This is a genomic window from Collinsella sp. 1033st1_E11_1033SCRN_220408 (assembly GCF_039062465.1).
Taxonomy (GTDB): Bacteria; Actinomycetota; Coriobacteriia; order Coriobacteriales; family Atopobiaceae; genus Parolsenella.
On the sequence record NZ_JBCLNF010000002.1, the window covers coordinates 222201 to 244563 of the forward strand.

General features: G+C 63.5%; 23 protein-coding genes. 9 read left to right on the forward strand and 14 right to left on the reverse strand.

Going from position 1 to position 22363, the window contains the following annotated elements; translation table 11 throughout:
- Nucleotides 1-113 precede the first annotated feature (113 nt).
- Complete coding sequence (locus ABCN07_RS02970; protein WP_343005307.1) at nt 114-584, forward strand: hypothetical protein; 471 nt, start codon at nt 114-116, stop codon at nt 582-584.
- A 350-nt stretch (nt 585-934) separates the two neighbouring features.
- On the opposite strand, the gene ABCN07_RS02975 is transcribed toward ABCN07_RS02970, so the two are convergent.
- Nucleotides 935-1069, reverse strand: a complete 135-nt coding sequence (locus ABCN07_RS02975; RefSeq protein ID WP_343005308.1) for a hypothetical protein — start codon at nt 1067-1069, stop codon at nt 935-937.
- Nucleotides 1070-1099: 30 nt separating this feature from the next.
- On the opposite strand from ABCN07_RS02975, the gene ABCN07_RS02980 reads away from it, so the two are divergent.
- From ABCN07_RS02980 to ABCN07_RS02995, 4 genes are all read left to right on the forward strand, one after another.
- Nucleotides 1100-1594 (forward strand): hypothetical protein, encoded by a 495-nt coding sequence (locus ABCN07_RS02980; protein WP_330029415.1) that lies wholly within the window; start codon nt 1100-1102, stop codon nt 1592-1594.
- Between the two features lie 128 nt (nt 1595-1722).
- Nucleotides 1723-3372 (forward strand): amidohydrolase, encoded by a 1650-nt coding sequence (locus ABCN07_RS02985; RefSeq protein WP_343005309.1) that lies wholly within the window; start codon nt 1723-1725, stop codon nt 3370-3372.
- Nucleotides 3373-3401: 29 nt separating this feature from the next.
- Complete coding sequence (locus ABCN07_RS02990; RefSeq protein ID WP_320680671.1) at nt 3402-3854, forward strand: EamA family transporter; 453 nt, start codon at nt 3402-3404, stop codon at nt 3852-3854.
- A gap of 99 nt (nt 3855-3953) precedes the next feature.
- The gene (locus tag ABCN07_RS02995) at nt 3954-4631 is read left to right on the forward strand and encodes a TetR/AcrR family transcriptional regulator (protein ID WP_343005310.1); all 678 of its coding nucleotides are present in this window, start codon (nt 3954-3956) and stop codon (nt 4629-4631) included.
- A 160-nt stretch (nt 4632-4791) separates the two neighbouring features.
- Here ABCN07_RS02995 and ABCN07_RS03000 read toward each other — a convergent pair whose 3' ends face one another.
- The 7 genes from ABCN07_RS03000 to dnaK all read right to left on the reverse strand — a co-directional run bounded on the left by ABCN07_RS03000 (nt 4792) and on the right by dnaK (nt 13693).
- The gene (locus ABCN07_RS03000) at nt 4792-5796 is read right to left on the reverse strand and encodes a hypothetical protein (protein ID WP_343005311.1); all 1005 of its coding nucleotides are present in this window, start codon (nt 5794-5796) and stop codon (nt 4792-4794) included.
- Nucleotides 5797-6209: 413 nt separating this feature from the next.
- On the reverse strand, nt 6210-6404 hold the full coding sequence (locus ABCN07_RS03005; RefSeq protein WP_343005312.1) for a hypothetical protein: 195 nt from the start codon (nt 6402-6404) through the stop codon (nt 6210-6212).
- Nucleotides 6404-9034 (reverse strand): ATP-dependent chaperone ClpB, encoded by a 2631-nt coding sequence (gene clpB / locus ABCN07_RS03010; protein ID WP_343005313.1) that lies wholly within the window; start codon nt 9032-9034, stop codon nt 6404-6406. Before clpB ends, ABCN07_RS03005 begins: the two co-directional genes overlap by 1 nt.
- Nucleotides 9035-9323: 289 nt before the next feature.
- A complete protein-coding gene (locus ABCN07_RS03015) occupies nt 9324-9758 on the reverse strand; it encodes a MerR family transcriptional regulator (protein WP_343005314.1) in 435 nt (144 codons plus the stop codon).
- A 63-nt stretch (nt 9759-9821) separates the two neighbouring features.
- A complete protein-coding gene (locus ABCN07_RS03020; RefSeq protein WP_343005315.1) occupies nt 9822-10787 on the reverse strand; it encodes a DnaJ C-terminal domain-containing protein in 966 nt (321 codons plus the stop codon).
- Between the two features lie 117 nt (nt 10788-10904).
- Nucleotides 10905-11768, reverse strand: a complete 864-nt coding sequence (locus ABCN07_RS03025; protein ID WP_343005316.1) for a nucleotide exchange factor GrpE — start codon at nt 11766-11768, stop codon at nt 10905-10907.
- A 17-nt stretch (nt 11769-11785) separates the two neighbouring features.
- Entirely contained in the window at nt 11786-13693 is a 1908-nt protein-coding gene (dnaK, locus tag ABCN07_RS03030; RefSeq protein WP_343005317.1) for a molecular chaperone DnaK, read from the reverse strand.
- 477 nt (nt 13694-14170) lie between these two features.
- Between dnaK and ABCN07_RS03035 the strand changes: the two genes are divergently transcribed.
- The gene (locus ABCN07_RS03035; protein WP_293814750.1) at nt 14171-14359 is read left to right on the forward strand and encodes a ferredoxin family protein; all 189 of its coding nucleotides are present in this window, start codon (nt 14171-14173) and stop codon (nt 14357-14359) included.
- A 293-nt stretch (nt 14360-14652) separates the two neighbouring features.
- Here the strand turns inward: ABCN07_RS03035 and dapD are convergent, their stop codons facing one another.
- The 4 genes from dapD to ABCN07_RS03055 all read right to left on the reverse strand — a co-directional run bounded on the left by dapD (nt 14653) and on the right by ABCN07_RS03055 (nt 18713).
- Nucleotides 14653-15357 (reverse strand): 2,3,4,5-tetrahydropyridine-2,6-dicarboxylate N-acetyltransferase, encoded by a 705-nt coding sequence (dapD, locus tag ABCN07_RS03040; protein ID WP_343005318.1) that lies wholly within the window; start codon nt 15355-15357, stop codon nt 14653-14655.
- Nucleotides 15358-15480: 123 nt separating this feature from the next.
- Entirely contained in the window at nt 15481-16260 is a 780-nt protein-coding gene (gene dapB / locus ABCN07_RS03045; RefSeq protein WP_343005319.1) for a 4-hydroxy-tetrahydrodipicolinate reductase, read from the reverse strand.
- Nucleotides 16253-17143, reverse strand: coding sequence for a 4-hydroxy-tetrahydrodipicolinate synthase (dapA, locus tag ABCN07_RS03050; RefSeq protein WP_343005320.1), 891 nt, complete (start codon nt 17141-17143; stop codon nt 16253-16255). The genes dapB and dapA overlap by 8 nt, the downstream gene beginning before the upstream one ends.
- 145 nt (nt 17144-17288) lie before the next feature.
- Entirely contained in the window at nt 17289-18713 is a 1425-nt protein-coding gene (locus ABCN07_RS03055) for a diaminopimelate decarboxylase (RefSeq protein ID WP_343005321.1), read from the reverse strand.
- A 300-nt stretch (nt 18714-19013) separates the two neighbouring features.
- Between ABCN07_RS03055 and ABCN07_RS03060 the strand changes: the two genes are divergently transcribed.
- The 3 genes from ABCN07_RS03060 (at nt 19014) to yfcE (ending at nt 21395) form a co-directional block, all read left to right on the forward strand.
- Nucleotides 19014-19436, forward strand: coding sequence for a hypothetical protein (locus tag ABCN07_RS03060; protein ID WP_343005322.1), 423 nt, complete (start codon nt 19014-19016; stop codon nt 19434-19436).
- A 212-nt stretch (nt 19437-19648) separates the two neighbouring features.
- Complete coding sequence (locus ABCN07_RS03065; RefSeq protein WP_343005323.1) at nt 19649-20800, forward strand: amidohydrolase; 1152 nt, start codon at nt 19649-19651, stop codon at nt 20798-20800.
- A gap of 10 nt (nt 20801-20810) precedes the next feature.
- A complete protein-coding gene (gene yfcE / locus ABCN07_RS03070; RefSeq protein WP_343005324.1) occupies nt 20811-21395 on the forward strand; it encodes a phosphodiesterase in 585 nt (194 codons plus the stop codon).
- 205 nt (nt 21396-21600) lie between these two features.
- Here the strand turns inward: yfcE and ABCN07_RS03075 are convergent, their stop codons facing one another.
- Both ABCN07_RS03075 and ABCN07_RS03080 read right to left on the reverse strand, forming a co-directional pair.
- Complete coding sequence (locus ABCN07_RS03075; RefSeq protein ID WP_330029745.1) at nt 21601-21921, reverse strand: type II toxin-antitoxin system RelE/ParE family toxin; 321 nt, start codon at nt 21919-21921, stop codon at nt 21601-21603.
- Nucleotides 21911-22189: an AbrB/MazE/SpoVT family DNA-binding domain-containing protein gene (locus ABCN07_RS03080; protein WP_343005325.1), complete on the reverse strand. Its 279-nt coding sequence runs from the start codon at nt 22187-22189 to the stop codon at nt 21911-21913. Before ABCN07_RS03080 ends, ABCN07_RS03075 begins: the two co-directional genes overlap by 11 nt.
- Between the last annotated feature and the right edge of the window lie 174 nt (nt 22190-22363).

Below are 22363 nucleotides of genomic sequence, written 5' to 3' on the forward strand. Positions count from 1 at the left end.
GACGTACGCGCGGCAGTATCCTGGCATGGGTAAAGGTCATGAGAAATTGAGCCATACCAACCCTGAGGGGGTACACTCACAGGGACTGAGACATGCTCCAAAAGGGGACTGGAATGACGAACGATCAAGACCGCAATTCCACGGATGAAATCGACGCCATGGGCGCCGAGGCACAGGAGCCCTCTGGGGAGGGCCAAGAGGAGCGTCCCGCATATTCGCAGGAGTCTTTTGAGCGAGATAGCGAGGGGCGCCCCGCGTACGTGCGTCAACCCAAGCCTCATCGCCGCCAGCCGCCCGTGAATGACCTCCAGGCGGACGAGGCCTACGAGAACAACTACTCCTTCGATTCGAGCTACACGCTCAAGAATCGCGTCGCGCCCTCAAGGGGTGTCTATCGCCACTCCCGCTCCCAGCAGGAGAAGGTGCGCCAAGAGCTCAAGTACGGCCAGTATCTCTCCGTTCCAAAAGGCAACCGCGAGATCTTCGGCTCGCATGAAAAGGAGCAGAAGCGCCACATCGTGGTTGTCAGCATCGTCGTGGTGGCCATCGTTGCGATCCTGCTCATCATTTTCTGGTCCAAGTAGGACACAGGAGCTCACACATCCGTCGAGCCCAACGGCGCCACGAATCGTATGCACCAAGCCCAACGGCGCACCGCAAACTGACCAGAAGCGAAGGGCCCGGCTCCGAATCACACCGGAGCCGGGCCTTCGCCTTAGCCTGTCGCCCACGCGAGGCGATGACGGCTCTGCCTGAATTCGATTTTTGTTACTTCGAAGTTGTATTTGCGCTGTGCCATAATTTTGATTTCAGAAGAGATCTAGACAGATAGCGCTCATCTCAGTTTTTCAACCGCTTGCCGACTGTTTGTCAATTCGGAGAAGCGACCAATCCTCCGCTGCAAACCAATAACACCTCAAAGCTGGCAAACAGTTTACCTGCCCTTTTCTGCACATCTCGCTGCACAGATTTCATTTTGATCGGCTCGATATTCGATTTTCACGCCGTGAAATTTTGCAGCGTCAATATTTACACCTTCAAAATCCTCCTTTACATTGTCCTCAGTCATGGAAGGCCCATCATCAACAAAGGAGAATCTATGGAAGGCATCATGTTCTACGTTCCCCTGGGAATCGGCGTGTTGGGTAACATCCTGTACAACGTCTTCGCCAAGTCGACTCCCGATGACGCGGACACCTTCGCGTCCCTCACCCTCACCTATGCGGCCGGCATGGCTGCCACCTTCGTGATCTACATGGTCACCTCCGGTGGCGGAAACATCTTCGCCGAGTTCGCTAAGGCAAACTGGGCTTCCTACGCCCTCGGTTTGTGCATCGTAGGCTGCGATGTCGCGATCATCCTGCTTTATCGCGTCGGTTGGGACATCAGCGTCGGCACTCTCGTAGGCAACATCTCTGTCTCCCTTGCCCTCGTCGTTGTTGGCGTCCTCCTCTGGAATGAGTCCCTCGACGCAATGAAGATCGCCGGCATCGCAGTCTGCCTGCTTGGCCTTTACGTCGTCAACCGCCCCGAGAAGGCAGTCGAGGGTGCGGAAGAGGCTGTTGAGGAAGAGGCTGTTGAATACGAGTCCTAAAGCGAGCATGCACCCCCTGGTACGCGGGGTCGGAACCCCAAATAACGTGATGAGGCGAAGGAGTCCCTTCCCCGCGTGCCCCCTTCTTCCCCGCGTACCTCCCCTTTTCCAAACTTAAGGAGAGCACAATGAGCAACCGTATCGACATGGTCATCCTCGCAGGCGCCATGTGGCGCGGCATCAGCCGCGACGAGATACCCGCCGCCGGCGGCATCGCGATCAGCGGCGAGCGCATCGTCGCCGTTGGCACCCCCGAGCAGATTGAGGCTCTTGCCGGTCCCGACACCGTTATCCGCCGCTACGGCGATGACAAGCTCCTCATGCCCGCTCTCTGCGACGCTCACCTCCACCTCGAGAACACCGTTCTCTGCGAGAGCGGCCCGGTGCTTCGCTACATCGGCACCGAGGAGGAGTGCGTCGCCAACTGCAAGGCCTGGCACGAGGCCAACCCGGATTCCCACTGGGTCATCGGCTTCGGATGGCACCAGGCCAACTGGCCCGGCTGCAAGGTTCCCACCAAGGATCTGCTGACCGAGGCCCTGCCTGACAACCCCGCCTTCCTGCTCGACATCGACACCCACTGCGCTTGGCTGAACCAGAAGGCCCTCGACGAGCTCGAGATCACCGCCGAGACCCCCGATCCCATCGGCGGCCGCATCTGGCGTGACGAGAACGGCGAGCCGACCGGCTACCTCGAGGAGTCCGCAGCCCTCAACATCGAGCCCGACGTCCTCAAGCGCGCCATCTCCGACCCCGCCGTCCGCGCGGGCAAGCTCCTCGAGACCATCGAGTTGCTCAACCGCCGCGGCGTCACCGAGGTCTGGGACGCCTTCGACACCCCCGAGACCTGGTACGAGGCCCTCGAGGACCTTCAGGAACAGGGCAAGCTCAATCTCCGCGTCAACACCTGCACCATGATCAATGACAACCCCGACTTCATCGAGATCGCTCAGAAGATGGCCGAGCGTTATCCCAACATCGAGGACTTCATCACCTTCTGGGGCTTCAAGGTCATCGGTGACGGCGTCGGCGGAGCCCACACCGCCTGGATGTGCGAGCCCTACGCTGACGATCCCTCCACCTCCGGTGGCTGCCTGCTCGAGCCCGAGGAGTTCAGGCGCCGCATCCTCGCCTGCGAGGAGACCGGCATGCCGGTTCACGTCCACGCCTGCGGCACCCGCACCGTCGAATACGCCCTTGATTGCTTCGAGGAGGCCGTCAAGGCAGGCTATGTCCAGGGCCAGCGCAACTGCATCACCCACTGCGACACCGTGAGCCCCAAGGACTTCCCGCGCTTCCGTGAGCTCGGCGTTGTCGCCGCGCTGCAGCCCGACATGCTCGCCCCGACGCCTACGTACGAGACCGACTTCTATCGCAAGACGTTCGGAGACGCTGTCTACAAGTACGCCTGGGCCAACCGCTCCATGTTCGACAACTGCGACTACATCTCCTTCAGCTCCGACTCCCCGGTCGGCTTCGCTGGCAAGCTCGACCAGGTCTTCCGTTCCACCCAGCGCACCTTCAACGACGGCCTGCCCGTCGGCGGCATCCATCCCGAGCAGAAGATTTCCGTCTCCGAGGCTCTGTGGGCCTTCACCTGGGGTGGCGCCTATCAGCTCAACAAGGAGGGAATCAAGGGCTCCCTCGAGTGCGGCAAGTTCGCAGACGTCGTCGTTTTCGATCACAACCTGTTCACTTGTGATCCCAAGGACATCCAGATCACCGAGTCGCAGCTGACGCTCGTCAACGGCCGTATCGCCTACGACGCCGAGGCTTAACCAAGTCGAGCAACCGAGAGGAAACTACCATGACCGAAACCGCTAAGAAGACGGGCTTCGCATTCCTCTTCCCCGTCATCCTGATGATCTTCGTGAACGTGGCCTACAACATCGTGGCCAAGCTCACCCCGACAGACGTCAACGCCGTCGCCTCCGTGTTCCTTACTTACGCAACCTGCTGCGCCGCCTCCTTCATCTTCTTCTTCACCACCGCAAAGGATAAGAACTACGGCCGCGCCATCAAGAAGTGCAACTGGTCAGCCCCCGCCATGGGCCTCTCCCTCGTCCTCATGGAGCTCGCCATCCTTCTGCAGTACCGCGCCGGCTGGGACGTCTCCGTCGCTTGCCTGGTCCTCTACGTTATCCTCGCCGTCTGCCTGCTTGCCATCGGCGCAATCTTCTACAAGGAGCGCGTCACGATCTCCCGCATCATCGGCTGCGGAATCTGCTTTGGTGGCCTCGCGCTCGTCATGATGTGCTAATCGCACGCAGGTGAATCGCCCACAGATCGCATAAGCTTGGCCTACGGGGCGCCGCGTGCTATACAATAGCGGCGCCCCGTAGAGCTATAAGGAGTTGATATGGGAACCTACGCGGTGGGAGATGCCACCAAGGAAAGCATCAAGAACACCGCCCGTACGCTCTTCTACGAACAGGGTGTCTCTTCAGTGTCCGACGCCATCATCTGCCGAGAGGCGGGAGTCCAGCGAGGACTCGTCGGATATCACTTTGGTAGCCGCGGCGGACTTGTTGCTGCCATTTACCACGAGTACGTCGAGGCATTGCGCGAAGCCGTGGAGCGTCGCTTCCCAACGGACGATCCGGCTCTTGCCTACTGCATCCTCGAGTATCTGCTCGTCGATTGCCTTCATCGCAACGAGCGTCTCCGTCGCTTCTACGTCGACATCATCGCGTACCCCGAGGTCTCTGACGACGAGGTCCGCGTCCAGCACGAGCAGCTCTCGAAGATCTTGGCACGCAAGACCGGCAGCTGTGACATTACCAAGCTCAAGATTGCCGTCACGCTCTCTCAGGGAGCGTTCAACGAGATGATTCGCTGCATTGAGTCCAGCTATCTCGACGGCGAGCTCGACGAGCTCCTCGCGGTCGACCTCCGCATGTCCATGTCGCTCGTCGACGTCCATGACGCGGAGGCGCAGGACCTCCTCAGGAAGACCATCGAGATGACCGAGGGCTATCGCCTCGCCGTGGGCAAGACCCTGAGGCCTCGTATCATGAAGGCGAACCCGACGCTCTAGGCAAGCGTCCGCGAAGCAGGGCGAGGGCTTCCCGTCGCGCCGATGTCGCTCACATAGGCAGGCTCAGGGGCACCATCGCAGAATGTAGCCCCTGTTTGCATGCGCAGGCCGCATACAAGGTCTGCGCACGCAGGTTGTGTATGCGGGGACGAGGGCCTGGCTAGGCGAGACTTCCAAGGACGGCGGCGATACGGTCAGAGAGCTCCCAGAACCTGTCGGGAACCTCGATGGGACCATGCTCGCGCATGTACTCCGCCTCCTCGCGCCCATCGGGCTCGAACTTGACCAGCAAACAACCTAGCAGGGAGAGCACGTCGTGGCCCTCGGCGCGGATTGTCTCGTCGTCGACGCCGAGCCCGAGTTGGGCCTCGTACGCCTCGACACATGCCTCCACGTACGGAAGGGTGCGCTCGCCGCACTCCTCGATGCCGGAAACGACCACGGCCATGAGGTCGGCGGTGATCAGATTGCCCGCGACCGAGAGGTGCTGGGCTTGGTCAGCCGCATGGTGCATCTGGCGACAGCTGTTGAGCAAACGGAAGAGGGACTGGCATATCTCGCCGAAGCGCGCAGGATCAACGACCTCACTGCGGGCGCGATTGAGGTCATAGACGAGGTCGCTGGTCTTCCACTCGTCCACGCTGACGCCAGAGACGAGCTGGTCGACGAGCGGCATCAGCGGCTCCGCGCCATCCCATCCCCGCCTCACATCCACGCGGATGCCATAATCGGGGTAGTGGTTGATTGGCTGGAGCCAATAGACTTGGTCTTCAGAATCGACGACTGAGAACCGTGTGACGAGCACGGAGCAGCCCTGTGCCTCGACGACACGCTCGTCAAGAAAACGCCAGCCCGGCTCTTGCACGTCAAGCACGAGGAGTCGGGCGTAGGCATAGTAGAGCTCGATGAACCCGGACTTGTCGAACTGGAGAAGATCCTCAAGAGGGACGGGCGTCGCGACGCCGGATATCACCCGAATGGGACTCGCCTCGTCCCGGGACGTGGCCACAAAGGCGGACCCGTCCGTCGGGGAACCGTCGAGGACGAAGCCGTCCGGAATGGCGATGCTGAAATGCGGACAAGACCCGCGCACGCCATCCTCGAAAGTGAGGGTTGGGGGCTTGAAGGGCTCACACGCGCTACGCTCAGCAGCTTTGGCGGCCATGTTACTCCCTAAGACGAAGAGCTCGCGACCAGAACAAGGGGTGACACGCCGGCATTCCAAATATGTGGGAACGTTTTCGTTTTATACGTCAGGCGTCAGGCAAGTCATCGCCATTTAAGGACTTCGCCCCGCTGAAGCGGCGGGACAGAGGCGCGACGTGCCGGCGATCAGACGTTTGGCCAGCAAGTACCTCCTACCCCTCCCTACGCCTTTTTATGCAAAGAGCCCGCCAGCCGGCGCACAAACCGGTCTGACGGGCTCTCTTATGTGTTACGGCCCTAATGGGCGCAGCGGCTGCGAGACCACGAACCGCGGGTGCGCGGTGGATGCAGCGCCGCGGCTGCGAGGCCACGGGCCGCGGGAAAGCGGTGGATGCGGCGCCGCGGCGCGGGGGCAGCGGAGACGCCTCCTCACTACGACCACGGGTCGCGCTCGAAGAGGGGCTCGGGCGTCGGCCTGCGATCCGAGAAGGGGTCGTAGCCGTCGTCATCCTCGTTCTCCGGGCGAAGGAAGGGGTCGGTCACGGGAGTCTTACGCGTCTCGGGCTGCGCGACGGGCGCACCCGCCTGCGACGCGGGAATCTCCATGGGCTCGTCCGGGGTTGCCACTACTCCACCTCATCTGCCGTGACGGGTACGTCTGACGCGGCGACGCGCTCGGCGAAGAACTCGTTGTTGCCGCGGACATCGATCTTAACCGAGTCACCCTCGTGGAGCTCGCCGGCAATGATGAGGTTGGCGACGTTATCCACGACCTGGCGCTGAATCAGGCGCTTGAGCGGACGCGCGCCATAGACCGGGTCGAGGCCATCGAGCGCCAGCGCCTCGATCGCGGCAGGCGTGAGCGTAAGCGAGATGCGCTCATTGTCGAGGCGCTCGCGAACGCCCTTGAGCTGGATGTCCACGATCTTCTCGATATCTGCCAGGCCAAGCGGATGGAAGACGACGATGTCATCGATACGGTTCAGGAACTCCGGCTTGAAGGTGGCGCGAAGGGCGTCATTGACCTTCCTGTCGACGACGGCCTTGTCTTCTCCGTTCTGCTCGCCCGCGGCGATCACCTGGCTGCCAACGTTGCTCGTCATGATGATGATCGTGTTCTTGAAGCTCACGACACGACCCTGGCCATCAGTCAGACGGCCATCATCAAGCACCTGCAGAAGGATGTTGAAGACGTCAGGGTGCGCCTTCTCCATCTCGTCCATGAGGATGACGGAGTACGGGCGACGGCGCACGGCCTCGGTCAGCTGGCCGCCCTCGTCATAGCCCACGTATCCGGGAGGGGCACCGATGAGGCGCTGGACGCTGAACTTCTCCATGTACTCAGACATGTCGATGCGCACGAGGGCGCGCTCGTCATCGAACAGGTAGTCCGCGAGCGCCTTCGCGAGCTCGGTCTTGCCGACGCCGGTGGGGCCGAGGAAGAAGAAGCTGCCGAGCGGGCGGTTCGGGTCCGCGAGGCCGGCGCGGCTGCGGCGCACGGCCGCGGCGACCGCGTTCACAGCGGCGTCCTGGCCCACAACGCGTTTGTGCAGCTCCGCCTCGAGGTTCTGGAGCTTCTCGACCTCGCCCTGCATCATCTTCGACACGGGCACGCCGGTCCAGGCGCTCACGACCTCGGCGATCTCCTCGCTCGTGACCTCCTCCTTGAGAAGGCCGCCCTCCTGCTGCTTGGCGGTAAGGGCCGCCTCCGCCTCGTCATAGCGCCTCTGCAGGTCTGGGATCGTGGAGTAGCGGAGCTCCGAGGCGTGGGCGAGGTCGCCCGCGCGGGTGGCGCGCTCCTCCTCGGTCTTGGCGTCATCAATCTGGCGCTTGAGGTCCTGCACCTGGTCGATAGCGCCCTTCTCGTTCTGCCACTTGGCCTTCATGCCATCGAGCTTCTCGCGGGTGGTGGCAATCTCCTTGCGGAGGGTCTCGAGGCGCTCCTTGCTGGCAGCGTCCTCCTCCTTCATGAGGGCCTGCTCCTCGATCTGCATCTGGGTGAGTTGACGGTCGACGGCGTCGATGTCAGAGGGCATGCTGTCAAGCTCCATGCGCAGACGGCTCGCCGCCTCGTCGACCAGGTCAATCGCCTTGTCAGGGAGGAAGCGGTCCGCGATGTAGCGGTTGGAGAGGTCTGCGGCGGAGACGAGGGCGGCGTCGGTAATGCGCACGCCGTGGTGCATCTCGTACTTCTCCTTCAGACCGCGCAGGATGGAGATAGTGTCTTCCACCGTGGGCTCCGACACGAGCACCGTCTGGAAACGACGGGCGAGGGCGGCGTCCTTCTCGATGTACTTGCGGTACTCATCGAGCGTCGTGGCACCAATCGCGTGGAGCTCGCCGCGGGCCAAGGCCGGCTTCAGGATGTTGCCGGCATCCATGGAGCCCTCGGTCGCGCCCGCGCCGACGATGGTGTGGAGCTCATCGATGAACAGAATGACGCGGCCGTCTGCCTTGGCGACCTCCTTGAGCACGCTCTTGAGACGATCCTCGAACTCACCACGGTACTTGGCGCCGGCAACCAGGGCGCTCATGTCGAGCTCAACAAGCTCCTTATCCTTCAGCGTGGAAGGGACGTCGCCTGCAACGATACGCTCCGCGAGACCCTCGACGATGGCGGTCTTGCCCACGCCGGGCTCGCCGATGAGCACGGGGTTGTTCTTGGTGCGGCGCGAGAGCACCTGGATGGTGCGGCGGATCTCCTCGACACGGCCGATGACCGGGTCGAGCTTGCCCTGGCGGGCGAGGTCCGTCACGTTGCGGCCGTATCGCTCGAGCGCCTCGAACTCCGGCTTGGAATCCTGGCTGGTCACACGCTCGTCACCGCGGAGGTCGTTGTAGGCCTCCTGGATGCGCTTGCCCGTGAGGCCCGCGTCCTTGAGGATGCGGCCGGCATCAGAGCGATCGTCCGCAAGGGCGCAGAGGAGGTGCTCGCTCGTGACATAGGAGTCACCCATCTTGGTGGCGAGCTTCTCCGCGGCGTCAACGACCTTGACGAATTCGTTGGCGAGACCAACCTGCTGGCCCGAACCGCTTACCTTGGGCTCGCGCGCAATCTGGTCATCGACCGCCTTCGCGACGGCGTCAGGGTCCGCCCCGACACGCTCGATGATGGAGCTCAGGTTGCGCTCCCCGGAGTCGAGCAGGGCCTTGAGCAGGTGGATGGACTCGACGGAGCCAGCCTGCGCATCCGAGGCGATGCCGATGGCGGCCTGAAGAGCCTCCTGGGCCGTGACGGCCATTTTATCTAGCCTCATAGTTATCACCTCTCTTGGGTGCCCGCCGCGACGGTATCCTCGCGGTGGGCTCGCTGTTTATCGTTGTTGATTGTACCCCGCGAGCACCGCGCGCAAACATAAATCTAAGTGCGTGCGTTATAGATTTCCTAACCTTGTAACACGCAGGATTCGCAAGTTGACAAAGGGACTGTCCCTTTGTCAACTCAACCTGCAAAAGGGACTGTCCCTTTTGCAGGTCGCGCGGATAGCAAGGCCGCGGCACCCGGGAGGGGCGCCGCGGCCTGGTGTTGCGGATATCTTGGAGGCGCTATTCGTCTTGTGGCCTCTCGACATTGCCGCCGAGAAGGCCGCGCATGACCTTCTCAGGCGTCATGCCCTCGTAAGGGGCAAGGGCTGTGATGCGCTCGCGGGTCTTGAACTCGCGCACCTGGTCCTCGAGCTCGCGCACACGGTCGCGGAGCTCGTCAATCTCGTGCTCCATCTCCTCCTCGTGTTCGCGCATGTCGAGGATGCGCACCACACCGGCGAGGTTAATGCCCTCGTCAGTGAGACGGCCGATGAGCTCAAGGCGCTCGATGTCAGCCTGGGAGTACAGGCGGGTGTTGCCGCGAGAGCGGCCGGGGTTCACAAGGCCCTTCTGCTCGTAGACGCGCAGCGTCTGCGGATGCATGCCCGTGAGCTCGGCGGCGACACTGATCATGTAGAGCGGCTTGTTGCGGCTCTCCTCTTTCTTGTGGGCCATGGTGGCCCTCCCTCTCCCAGAGCCCGCCGGGCGTCGCTGGCGGGCGGCTTCTCTCTAGCGTCCCTACTCCTTGGCGCCGATGTACTTGTCCACCTCGGCATGATAGCTGCGCTCGTCCGCGTCGCGAAGAGCCTCGAGCGCATCGCGCTCCTTGGTGGTGAGGCGAGTCGGGACCTTGGCGCGAATGGTGACGAACAAGGCACCCCACGAGCCCTTGCGCTTCACGCTGGGAGCTCCCAGGTCACGGAAGCGGAAGGTGCGGCCATCCTGAGTGCCCGCCGGAACGCGCAGGCGCACCGTGGCCCCGGAAGGCGTGGGAACGTCAACCGAAGTGCCCAGAGCGAGATCCCACATGCTCATGGGAAGCTCCATCTTCACGTCCGCACCATCGCGCTTGAAGATCGGGTGCTCCGCGACACTCGTCGTGATGACGAGGTCGCCACGACCGCCGCCGTTCCTACCGTACTCACCACGGTCATGGTAACGAAGCTTCATGCCGTCATAGGCTCCCGCCGGCACCTTCACGGTGAGCTTCGCGCGCTCGCCGGATGACGGAACCATGTAAGAGACATCGCGGCTCGTGCCCTTGAAGGCCTCCTCCGGAGTGAGGCTGATGGTGAGCGTCAAATCGCCACCACGCATCGACCTGCGCGCCTGAGAGGCACCCGCGGCACCGCCGAATATCTGGGAGAAATCGAAGTTGGCTCCGAAGGCGCCGTCTCCGCTCCTCACGTTGTTGAAGATGTCAGACCAGTTGCCGCCCACATTCGTGGTGTACGAGTAGCCGCCACCCGGAGCGCCGTAGCCACCCCCGGGAATGCCACCGAACATGAGCATCTGATCGTACTCACGGCGCTTCTTATCGTCAGAGAGGGTCTCGTACGCCTCGCTGATCTCCTTGAACTTCTGCTCGTCTCCGCCGGCATCGGGGTGATACTTCACCGCGAGCTTGCGGAATGCCTTCTTGATCTCGTCGGCAGTGGCGTCTTTCTTGACGCCAAGCACGTCGTAGAACGTTCTCTGTGCCATGGCGAAGGGCACCCCCTTTCCTAGTCACTTGGCCGGCATGAAGGAGCTTGCCCTCACGCCGGCCTGATTGCGTACAGATGCGTGCGCCCGGGGTTCCGCCCGGGCGCACGCTTGAACCTACTTAGCTTCGGCGCCTGCCTCAGGCTTTGCCTCGTCTTCCTTGGGTTCGGCCGGACGCTTCGGGCCGCCATAGGTCACCGTGACCATGGCCGGCCTCACGACCTTGCCACCAAGGCGATAGCCCTTCTGGTAGACGTCGCGGACCGTCTCGTCATAGGCCTCCGCGTCCTCGACGCGACCCACGGCCTGGTGGTCCTGGGGATCGAAGGGATCGCCGGCAGGGTCGATAACCTCGGCGCCCTGCTTCTCAAGGACGGAAATGACCTTGGCATGAACGGCGGTGACACCGTCCACGAGCTGCTTGGCAACCTCGTTCTCCTCGGCGGCGCTTGCGTGCGTAATCGCACGCTCAAGGTCGTCAATCGCCGGCAGGAGATCCTTCACGAGGCCCTCGCAGGCACGCTCGCGCTCGATTGCGCGCTCGCGGTCCATGCGACGACGATAGTTGTCCCAATCGGCCTGGAGCCTTGAGAGGCGATCGGTCGCGGCAGCGGCCTCGGCCTTGGCAGCGTTGATCTCATCCGAGACGCCGGCGAGCTTCTTGGCGAGCTCGTCGCGCTCGGCACGAAGACCGTCCGCCTCGGACTTGAAGTCCTCGTCCGCTGCGGCCTCGCCCGCCTTGATAGCAGCCTCTACGCGGGCGCGCTCTGCAGCCTCGTCATCGGCTGCATCCTCGGCAGCGTCCTCCGCTACCTCGTCAGGCTCGATCACTTCGGCCTCGACAGCCTCGGGCTTCTCAACCTGCTCGGGCTTCTCCTCGCCCTCGACCTCGATGTCGACCTTCACGTCGCCCCCCTTGGGGTCCGGCGCGGGAGCCGGAGCGGCTCCCGCCTGGTTGTTCTTACTGGTGGTGCGAGCCATCGTGACTCACTTCCCGCTTACTGGTTGTTCTGATCGTCGTCGACGACCTCGTAGTCAGCATCGACCACGTCGTCAGAGCCGCCCTGGGCGCCACCCTGAGCGCCAGCCTGGCCAGCGTCAGCCTGAGCGCTGGAGTAGACGACCTCAGCGAGCTTGTGGCCAACCTCCTGGAGCTTCTCGCCGGCAGCCTTGATGGCATCGATATCAGTACCCTCGAGGGCCTTCTTGGCCTCGGCGACGGCATCGTCAGCCTGCTGCTTCATGTCAGCGGGGACCTTGTCGCCAAGCTCCTTGACGGTCTGCTCGGTCGAGTAGGCGAGGCTGTCAGTCTGGTTGCGGACCTCGATCTCGTCCTTGTGCTTCTTGTCCTCCTCGGCGTGGGACTCGGCGTCCTTGACCATGCGGTCGACTTCGTCGTCAGAGAGGGCGGTGGAACCGGAAATGGTGATCTGCTGCTCCTTGCCGGTGCCCTTGTCCTTGGCGGTGACCTTCACGATGCCGTTGGCGTCGATGTCGAAGGTGACCTCAATCTGCGGCACGCCACGGCGCGCGGCGGGGATGCCGGTGAGCTGGAACTTGCCGAGGCTCTTGTTGTCGGCAGCCATCTCGCGCTCGCCCTGGAGGACGTTGATCTCGACGCTGGTCTGGTTGTCAGCGGCAGTGGAGTAGACCTCGGTCTTGGACGTCGGGATAGTGGTGTTGCGGTCGATCATCTTGGTCATGATGCCGCCCATGGTCTCGACGCCAAGGGACAGCGGGGTCACGTCGAGCAGGAGGATGCCCTCGACGTCGCCGGTGAGAACGCCGCCCTGGACGGCAGCGCCGTCAGCGACGACCTCATCCGGGTTCACGGACATGTTGGGCTGCTTGCCGGTGATCTGCTTGACGAGCTCCTGGACAGCGGGCATACGAGTGGAGCCGCCGACGAGGATGACCTCAGAGACGTCAGAGATCTGCATGTTGGCGTCATGCAGGGCCTTGGTGACAGGAGCCTTGCAGCGATCGAGCAGGTCACGCGTGATCTTTTCGAACTCAGCGCGGGTCAGCGTGTAGTTGAGGTGCAGAGGACCAGACTGGTTCATCGTGATGAACGGCAGGTTGATGGTGGTCTGCTGGCCAGCGGAGAGCTCCTTCTTGGCGTTCTCGGCGGCCTCCTTGAGGCGCTGGAGGGCCATCGGGTCCTTGCGGAGGTCAACGCCGTTCTCCTGCTGGAACTTGTCAGCCATCCAGTCGATCACACGCTGATCCCAGTCATCGCCGCCGAGGTGGTTGTCGCCGTTGGTGGCGAGAACCTCGAAGACGCCGTCAGCGAGGTCAAGCAGGGAGACGTCGAAGGTGCCGCCGCCGAGGTCGAAGACGAGAACCTTCTGCTCCGTGCCCTTCTTGTCGAGGCCATAGGCGAGGGCCGCGGCGGTGGGCTCGTTGACGATACGCTTGACGTTGAGACCAGCGATCTTGCCGGCGTCCTTGGTGGCCTGACGCTGGGCGTCATTGAAGTAGGCAGGGACGGTGATGACGGCGTCAGTCACGGTCTCACCGAGGTACTTCTCGGCGTCAGCCTTCATCTTGGCAAGGACCATAGCGGAGACCTGCTCGGGCGTGAAGTCCTCGCCGTCAATCTCGACGACGGCGCGGCCGCCCTGACCCTCCTTGACCTTGTACGGGACGGTCTTGAGCTCAGAGGTGCACTCAGAGTACTTGCGGCCCATGAAGCGCTTGATGGAGAAGACGGTGTTCTGCGGGTTGGTGACTGCCTGGTTCTTAGCGGACTTACCGACGATACGATCGCCCTCGGCGCGGAAGCCGACGACGGACGGAGTGGTGCGGTCGCCCTCGGCGTTCACGATGATAGTGGGCTGGCCGCCCTCGAGGACTGCCATGGCGGAGTTGGTGGTACCGAGGTCAATGCCGAGAATCTTGCTCATAGTTGGCACGTTCCTTTCTTCTTGCGCGCGAATGCGTGATGCCTCCGCGCTCGCTTGGCCGGCCAGCCAGGTGCCCTGCCGGCCTGCCCGCATCTGCGGGCGCGTTTGTTACTGCACACTATATATCCTTTGCGCGCTCAACTTATACAAAATCTAAGTCGCTTTACGATAGATTTCTTGTTTTGGACACTTTAGGGATCACCGTGAGGCAAACCCCCAGCTCTGGGCTGCGCATGCGCTCCAAACCGCCACCGGCCGTTCGTCCCGGTTAAATACCCTATTAAAGGTGGGGTTTTACCTCGAAGTATGCCGTTCGCGAATGCAAGCCATGCAATTTCCGACAACGTCTTGCATTCGCGCCGCCGATTGGTATTCTCACCTAAAGGAGCAGCTAGAGAGGTTACCAAGGTTTACTTTTTGGCTGCCCCAGCAACTGGGATTCACATTGCTATGGCTTTTTTGGAGAAGGGATCTATCATGGCTCACCCCGTAATCGATACTGACGAGTGCGTCGCCTGCGGCGTTTGCGTTGACACCTGCCCGTGCGATGTCCTCGAGCTCGGCGACGACTCCGCTCAGGTCAAGGACGAGGACTCCTGCGTCGCCTGCGGCTCCTGCCAGGAGGCCTGCCCGGCCGGCGCGATCACCGAGATCGCTGAGGACTAACTAGTTGGGGGACGCTCGGATTCATCCGAGCGATTTGCCGGGCTACGGAGAGGTAGTCCGGCTTGGGCGAATGCCCAGCGCCACAAGGGGGCTTTCGGGCTTGGCGCAAAAAGCGAGAGGGAGGCGAACCGCAAGGCTCGCCTCCCTCTCCTGTTATATGTCGGATGTGTCGGCACCGCGCAACGCCATGGGCGCGGGGCGCATGTCCTCGCGCGTTCGCACGGGTCCGGGCACGCAGGTGCGCAGGCACGCGGGCGCGAGACGGCGTTTCCACCACCCCGCGCCCGATCTACCTACAGGTTGCGCAGGGCGTCGACCAGAGACACCTTACCCTCGGCGACCTCGCTCGCCTGCTTGATGACCTTTGCCGGCACGCCAGCCACCACGGCACCCGCCGGCACGTCCTCGACGCAGACGGCACCCGCGGCGACCACGGCGCCCTCGCCCACGCGAACGCCCTCAAGCACGACGGCGTTCGCGCCGATAAGCACGTTGTCCTCGATGATGACGGGCGTGGCGCTCGCCGGCTCGACGACGCCCGCGAGCACGGTGCCGGCACCGATGTGGCAGTTCTTGCCCACCGTGGCACGGCCGCCCAGCACGGCGCCCATGTCGATCATCGTGCCGTCACCGATGACCGATCCGATGTTGATGACGGCGCCCATCATGATGACGGCGTTGTCGCCAATCTCCACCTTGTCACGGATGATGGCGCCCGGCTCGATGCGGGCGTGAATGCCCTTCTTGTCGAGCATCGGCACGCCGGTGTTGCGGCCGTCGTTCTCGACCACCATGTCCTCGATGGAATCAGAGGCGGCGTCGAGCACCGGCTCGAGGAGCGCCCAGTCACCAAAGACGACCTTGTTCTTATCCGTACCAAAGACGTGGTCGGCGCAGGAAAGGTCGACGGAGGCACCCTCCTTCAGACGGATATAGACCTTGACCGGCGTCTTCTTGGGGGCCGTCGCGATGTAGTTGATGATCTCCTGTGCGTCCATGCGGCGCGTCCTTTCGTAGTGAGTCGCCCGCCTCCGCCCGCACCGATGCGAGCGACAGAGACGAGCGAGCGCTTCAAGCCCGCACGACGGGGCGCACCCCACAGTACGGGCAACAATCGATTCCTAGCCGAACATAACCTCGTCGAACCCATAGAAGCCCGGCTCGCGTCCCGCCATCTTGCGCGCGGCGGCGAGGGCACCGTTCACGAAGATCTGGCGACTCGTGGCGCGGTGCGTGAGCGAGATCTCCTCGTCCGTCCCAAAGAAGCTCACGGTGTGCACGCCAGCGACAGTGCCGCCGCGCAGCGCGTGAACGCCGACCTCGCCCGGGTCGCGCTTGCCCAGCATGCCCTCGCGGCCGTAGACGGGGTAATACTCGCCACGTCCTTCCTCGGCCTCGGTCTTGACCACTGCGTCGAGCAGCAGCTTCGCCGTTCCGCTCGGGGCATCGACCTTCTGATTGTGGTGCGTCTCGACGATCTCCACATCGAACCCGGCAAGTTCGCGCGCGGCAAGCGCCGTGGCATGGCGCAGCGCCGCGATGCCCAGCGAGTAGTTGCCGGAGTGCAGCACGGCAGCCGCGCCGGCAAGCTCACGAAGCTCGGCCATCTGGTCGTCGGAGTAGCCTGTGGTGCCCGAGACGAGCGCCGCACCCGTTCGACGCACGTATGCGCACACGGCGGAGAGCGTCGCGACGTTGGAGAAGTCGATCAGCACGTCAGCTGCGGGAGCGGAATCCGCCACGGAGAGGTCGAAGCCGATCTGCGCGACGACCTCGAACGTAGGAGAGCCGTCCTCGTTGCGAGCAGCCTCAGCCGTGGAGCGGATGAGCGAGCCCATGCGCCCCTCACCCATGATGGCAAGCCTGATAGGCGCCTTCTGTGCAGTCATCTCGTTAGTCAAGGAGCCCTGCCCCCTTCATGGCCTCGACGAGCTTGGCCTTGGGGCCCTCGCTCATGGGATACAGCGGCAGACGATAGTTGGCGTCGATCATGCCCATCTGGGCGAGCGCCTCCTTGACCGGGATCGGGTTGACCTCGCCGAACAGGGCGGAAATGAGCGGCTGGCCCTCGACCTGGATGCGCGTGGCGCGCGCGACGTCGCCGTCGAGGTAGGCGCGGCACATCTCGTGGACGAGCGCCGGCTGGACGTCAGCCCAGACGCTGATCGTACCGGAGCCGCCAAGGGCCATGAGCGGCACGGTGAGCGCGTCCTCACCGGAGTACAGGCGGAAGTCATCGGACAGGCAATGGGCGATGCTCGCGGCATAAGCCATGTTGCCACTCGCCTCCTTGATGCCCATCACGTTGGGGTGGGCAGCGAGGCGCTCGACATTGTGCACGGAGATGGAGCAACCCGTGCGACCAGGGATGTTATAGAGGATGCAAGGGATGTCCACCGCATCGGCGGTCTGCTTGAGGTGCTGGTAGATGCCCTCTTCGTTCGACTTGTTGTAGTAGGGCGAGATGATGAGCAGGGCGTCGGCGCCAAGCTCCTGGTACTTGAGGCTCTTGGCCGTCTGAACGGCGGTGCTGTTGGAGCCCGAGCCCGCGATGACGGGGATGCGGCCCGCGATGTGGTCCACGACGAACTTGACGACGGAGTTGTCCTCCTCGTCCGTCATCGTGGCGCTCTCGCCCGTGGTGCCGAGCGTGAGGATCGCGTCCGTGCCATTCTCGACGTGGAACTCGAGCAGGCGCTCGAGCTGGTCAAAGTTGACCGAGCCGTCCTCGTTGAACGGCGTGATGAGGGCTACGATCGAGCCTTCGAGCTTGCGTACGTCCATGGTTTTCTCCTTATGTGATTGCCCAGCATAGCTGCCGAGCAAGCCTGATACCTGGTTGTTTGGCCCCTCGGCCGGTTATCGAGCGAGCCTTGCGGCCAGACGCCCGGCACCCGCCGCACGACCCGGTCCGCACGGCTGCGCGAGGCTACTTGATCCCCGCGAGCCCCTCGGACTCGGCCGCGAGGCGCGCGCGAACGCCCGGGAGCACGTCGAACGTGGCGAAGTAGTCCGTCGGGGTCTCGGCGCGGCGAATGAGCTCGTCTCCCCCGTCCTCGCGGAGGAGTACCTCGGCGGCGCGCAGGCGGCCGTTGTAGTTGTAGCCCATCGAATAACCGTGAGCGCCCGAGTCATGGATGACGAGGAGGTCCCCCACCTCAATCTTTGGCAGGTGACGGTCGACGGCGAACTTGTCGTTGTTCTCGCAGAGGTTGCCCGTCACGTCATAGGTCTCGCTCGCCTGGGCACGCGTCTTGTCCGCGCCGCCTGGCTGACCCACGACGCTCACGTGGTGGTAGGCGCCATACATCGCGGGGCGGATAAGGTCGACGGCGCTCGCGTCAACGCCGATGTAGTCCTTGTAGATGCGCTTCTCGTGGATGGCGCGCGTCACGACGCAGCCATAGGGCGCCAGCACGAAGCGGCCCATCTCGGTATAGATCGCGACGTCCCCCATGCCGGCGGGAACGAGGATCTCCTCGTAGGCGGTACGCACACCCTCGCCGATCGCGCGGATGTCGTTCGCGATCTGGCCGGGCAGGTAGGGCACGCCCACGCCACCGGAGAGGTTGACGAACGCCACGTGCGCGCCCGTCTTCTCCTCGAGCTCGACGGCAAGCTTGAACAGGATGCGCGCGAGCTTGGGGTAGTAGTCGTTCGTCACGGTGTTGCTCGCAAGGAACGCATGGATACCGAAGTTCTTGGCACCCTTGGCCTTGAGCTGGGAGAACGCCTCGAAGAGCTGCTCCGTCGTCATGCCGTACTTGGAGTCGCCGGGGTTATCCATGATGCCATTGGCGAGCTGGAAGAGGCCGCCCGGGTTGAAGCGGCAGCTCACGGTCTCGGGGATGGGGCCGGCGACCCTTTCGAAGAAGTCGATGTGGCTGATGTCGTCGAAGTTGACGATCGCCCCCAGCTTGCGGGCGAGGGCGAAGTCCGCCGCAGGCGTGTCGTTGCTCGAGAACATGATGTTCTGGCCGGTGGCACCCACGGCCTCGGCGATCATGAGCTCCGTGTAGCTCGAGCAATCGCAGCCGCAGCCGTACTCGCGCAGGATGGAAATCAGCGCGGGGTTGGGGTTGGCCTTCACGGCGAAGTACTCGCGAAAGCCGGGGTTCCACGAGAAGGCCTCGCGAATGGCCTCCATGTTGCGGCGAATGCCCGTCTCGTCATACAGATGGAAGGGCGTGGGGTACTTCTCCGCCAGGGACTCAAGCGTGGTCTTGCTGGCGAAGGGGACCTTGAGGTCATATCCATGATTTGGGAGACGTTCGAGGTCAGCGGCGGTGCGGACCTCCGACGTCTCACCTTGCGCTGCCCCAGTGGGCAGACAGGTGTCTTCCGGCGCGCTCATGCGGCTCCAATCGATAGCGCTCCTGCAGGGACGGTGAGCCACGCCCACGGCGCAGCCACTGCAGACAGTCCGGCGGGTCTCCCCCGACGGCCCACCCGGTTCGCCGCGCCCGACGCCCAGGTTCGGCGGGGTTGCCCACGCAGGGGGTCGATGCCTGCCGGCTCGCCCGTGCGCCCTCTCTCCCGCACCTCTATCAGTGGGGCAACCCTACCACAAACATGCCCCCGAAGCAGCGAAGACCATATCCGGTAAAATAAGGTTTACGAGACGTCGACATGACATTCCCCTTAAGGAGGAGCCATGCTCATCACGAGAAGGGCGTTCTTGCTCAGCGCCGCCACCGCGGCATTCGGCCTTGCCGCCTGCCAGAAGCAGGGGGCCTCTTGGAGTGCCGAGGCGGATGACTCTCTCGACTACCTCGCTCGCGAGGGCGCGGACGGCGACTCATCCGTCCTGACCGGCGACGCCTGGACCCCGCGCGAGGGATTCATCCAGCTCCAGCTTTGCGGCGCGTCCATCCCCGGCCAGAAGATCGAGTCCGTCTCCGAGAAGGACAGCACACTCACGGTGACGCTCGAGGTGCAGGACGGCCCCCAGACGATGGATCTCCTCATCTCCGAGTGGCGCCTCACGCCCGAAGACGCCGCCAGGGTCTCTCCCATCGAGCGCGTCATGGTCGATTACGGTGGAGGTGACGTCCGCGAGGCGGAGCGGGCCGACTAACCAAGCGGATCACCTCGGGCGCGCAGCAGCCTCGAGTGGTCGCCCCGGGCGCACACCGCTCGAGGCTGCCGCGCCCGTCGCCTTTCCGGCCGCAGCGCTCCCGGCGTGGCGTATATTCTCGTAACGAAAACGATGCGCGCGGCACCCGCACCCGCAGGAGCCGCGCAAACTCGAGCCGCACACGCTCGCCAACGCCACGCAACGGAGGTCCCATGACCGATCTTGAGCTGCTCACGAAGTTCCGCCGCGACCTACATCGCATACCGGAGCTTTCCTTTGACCTCCCCGAGACATGCGCCTACGTGCGCAATGTCCTCGAGAGCCTCTCCTGCGAGGTGACCGTCCCCTGCGAGAGCTGTGTCGCCGCCTTCTTCGACGTCGACGCCGCCTGCGGGCGCAAGCCCGGCGGCCCCGCCACCGCCATCCGCGCCGACATGGACGCCCTCCCCATTACCGAGAACAGTGGCGTCGAGTTCTGCTCCTCCAAGCCCGGCCACATGCACGCCTGCGGCCACGACGGCCACATGGCCATGGCCCTCGCCGCGGCCTGCTGGGTGGACGAGGTGCTGCGAGGCGTCCGCGACGGCGGCGCCTGCCCCCTGCCGCGCAACGTCCTGTTCGTGTTCCAGCCCGCGGAGGAGACCACCGGCGGCGCCCGCATCGTCTGCGAGAGCGGCGTGTTCGAGCGCTACCACGCAGACCGCATCTTCGGCTTCCACGTCTGGCCGGACCTTCCCGCCGGCGTCGTCGCGACGCGCCCGGGTGCCCTTCTCGCCCGCGCGAGCGAGACCCACGTGACCATCCACGGCACCTCGAGCCACATCGCCAAGAGCGCGGACGGCAACGACGCGCTGCTCGCCGGCGCGCACTTCCTCACCGGCGTCGAGGCCCTCATGGCGGAGCTCTCCGCCGAGGAGCCATGCCTGCTCAAGTTCGGCCTCATGCAGAGCGGCACGGTCTGCAACGCCATCAGCGCGGAGACGAAGGTCGCCGGCAGCCTGCGCGTCTTCTCGGACGAGATGTTCGACCGCGCCCGCGCCGGCGTCGAGCAGCGCCTCGCGGACGCCTGCGCCTCCTACGGCTGCACCTATGACCTCGACTTCGCCGAAGGCTACCCGCCCGTCACGAACGATGCGGCCCTCTATGGCCTCGCGAAGTCCGCCCTCGGAGACACGCTCGAGCTCGTGCCCGATCCCCTCCTCATCGCCGAGGACTTCGCCTTCTACCAGCGCCACCTCCCGGGCCTGTTCATGCTGCTCGGCACTGGCACCGGCATCCCGCTTCACTCGGATGAATTCCGCATGGACGAGGACGTGCTCGTCCACGGACTCGAGACCTATCGCGCCCTTCTGCGGTGCGAGTAAGGAGAACCTCATGAAGTTCCTCATCGCAAGCGATATCCACGGCTCAGCCGCCTGGTGCCGTCGCCTCATGGACGCCCTCGACGCCGAGCAGCCCGACCGTCTGCTCCTCCTCGGCGACGTCCTCTACCACGGGCCGCGCAACGACCTCCCCGCGGGCTACGCGCCCAAGGAGGTCATCGCCATGCTCAATCCGCTCGCGTCGAGCATCATCGCCGTGCGCGGCAACTGCGAGGCGGAGGTCGACCAGATGGTCCTCGATTTCCCCTGCATGGCGGACTACACCACCATCTTCGACCCCGCGGCCGCGCTCGCCGCGGATGGTTCCGAACGCGAGAAGCCCGGCTGCGAGCTCTTCCTCACGCACGGCCACGTCTACGGAGCGGGCTTCCACAACAGCGTCGACAAGCTGCCGGAGCTCCCCGCCGGCTCCATCCTGCTCTACGGCCACACGCACAAGAAGGTAAGCGAACCCGCGCCCACGCACGAGGGCGTCTGGGCGTTCAATCCCGGCAGCGTCTCCATCCCTAAGGACGGCACGCACAGCTATGGCGTCTACGAGAACGGCGCCGTTCGCCAGGTCGTCATGGAGGCGTAGACATGTTTTGTCCGAGGTGCGGCAAGCAGCAGCCAGACGGCGCAAAGTTCTGTTCGAACTGCGGTGCCACACTAACGGCGCCAAATCAGGCAACGACGGTGTTGCCGAGCCAAGTCACAACCCAGCTACCCGGCAGAGTCCCGTCCGCGGGCCCAGATAAGGTGCGTTTGGCACGATAAACAGCCGGACTGAAATCACTGGAGTCCTACGACTTGGCAGATTTCCTCAGCACGCTCTTCCAATTCGAGGACGCGTTATACAAGCGCAGGAAAACAACCCTACGGGCACGCTCGTCTATGCGAAACACCGCAACCCTCTTCTTAACCGGTACCCAACGATAATCCGAGCCCTCGACTTGCGGCATAAAGGCAGGAAAGGAAACCGCCGCATCTTTTGCCTGCTCGAAGGAATCGAGAAAGCTCGCAGCACTCCCCGGCCCCACTTCATGCGCTCGCCATGCCAGCTCCGTATCCAAGTCTTCCTCGAAAAGGTTGGTGAGCACGGCCTCGTAACCATCAGCAGCCATACCTCGACCTCATCTCTGATACGACCTCGTTGGCGGAGCGGGTTTTGCCGGCATCTACCTGTCTCTCCGCGTCCGCAATCCCCCGCCAGAACTCCTTTGCCGAAGTCACCTCCGGCAAAGGCGAGGGCGTGGAGGCGATGAAGGCGTGCTCGCCATCCCAGAACCAGTACACGCGAGAGTCATCCGCAATGCCAAGCGCGGCACGGATTTCCTTTGGAACGGTGGTCTGCCCGGCCTTCGTCATCTTCGTGCTCATCATCGTCACCATGACAGCCTCCAATTCAATGAAATTAATAATTTCATTGTAGCAACCACCCCATCGATATGCGAAGCCATCTTGCGATGCATCGTCACTCGCTAGCTACGCCGAACGCACCTTATCAAGCCCTCGAGAGGCCCAGATAAGGTGCGTTCGGCACGATATAGCGAAGTCTTACGTTTT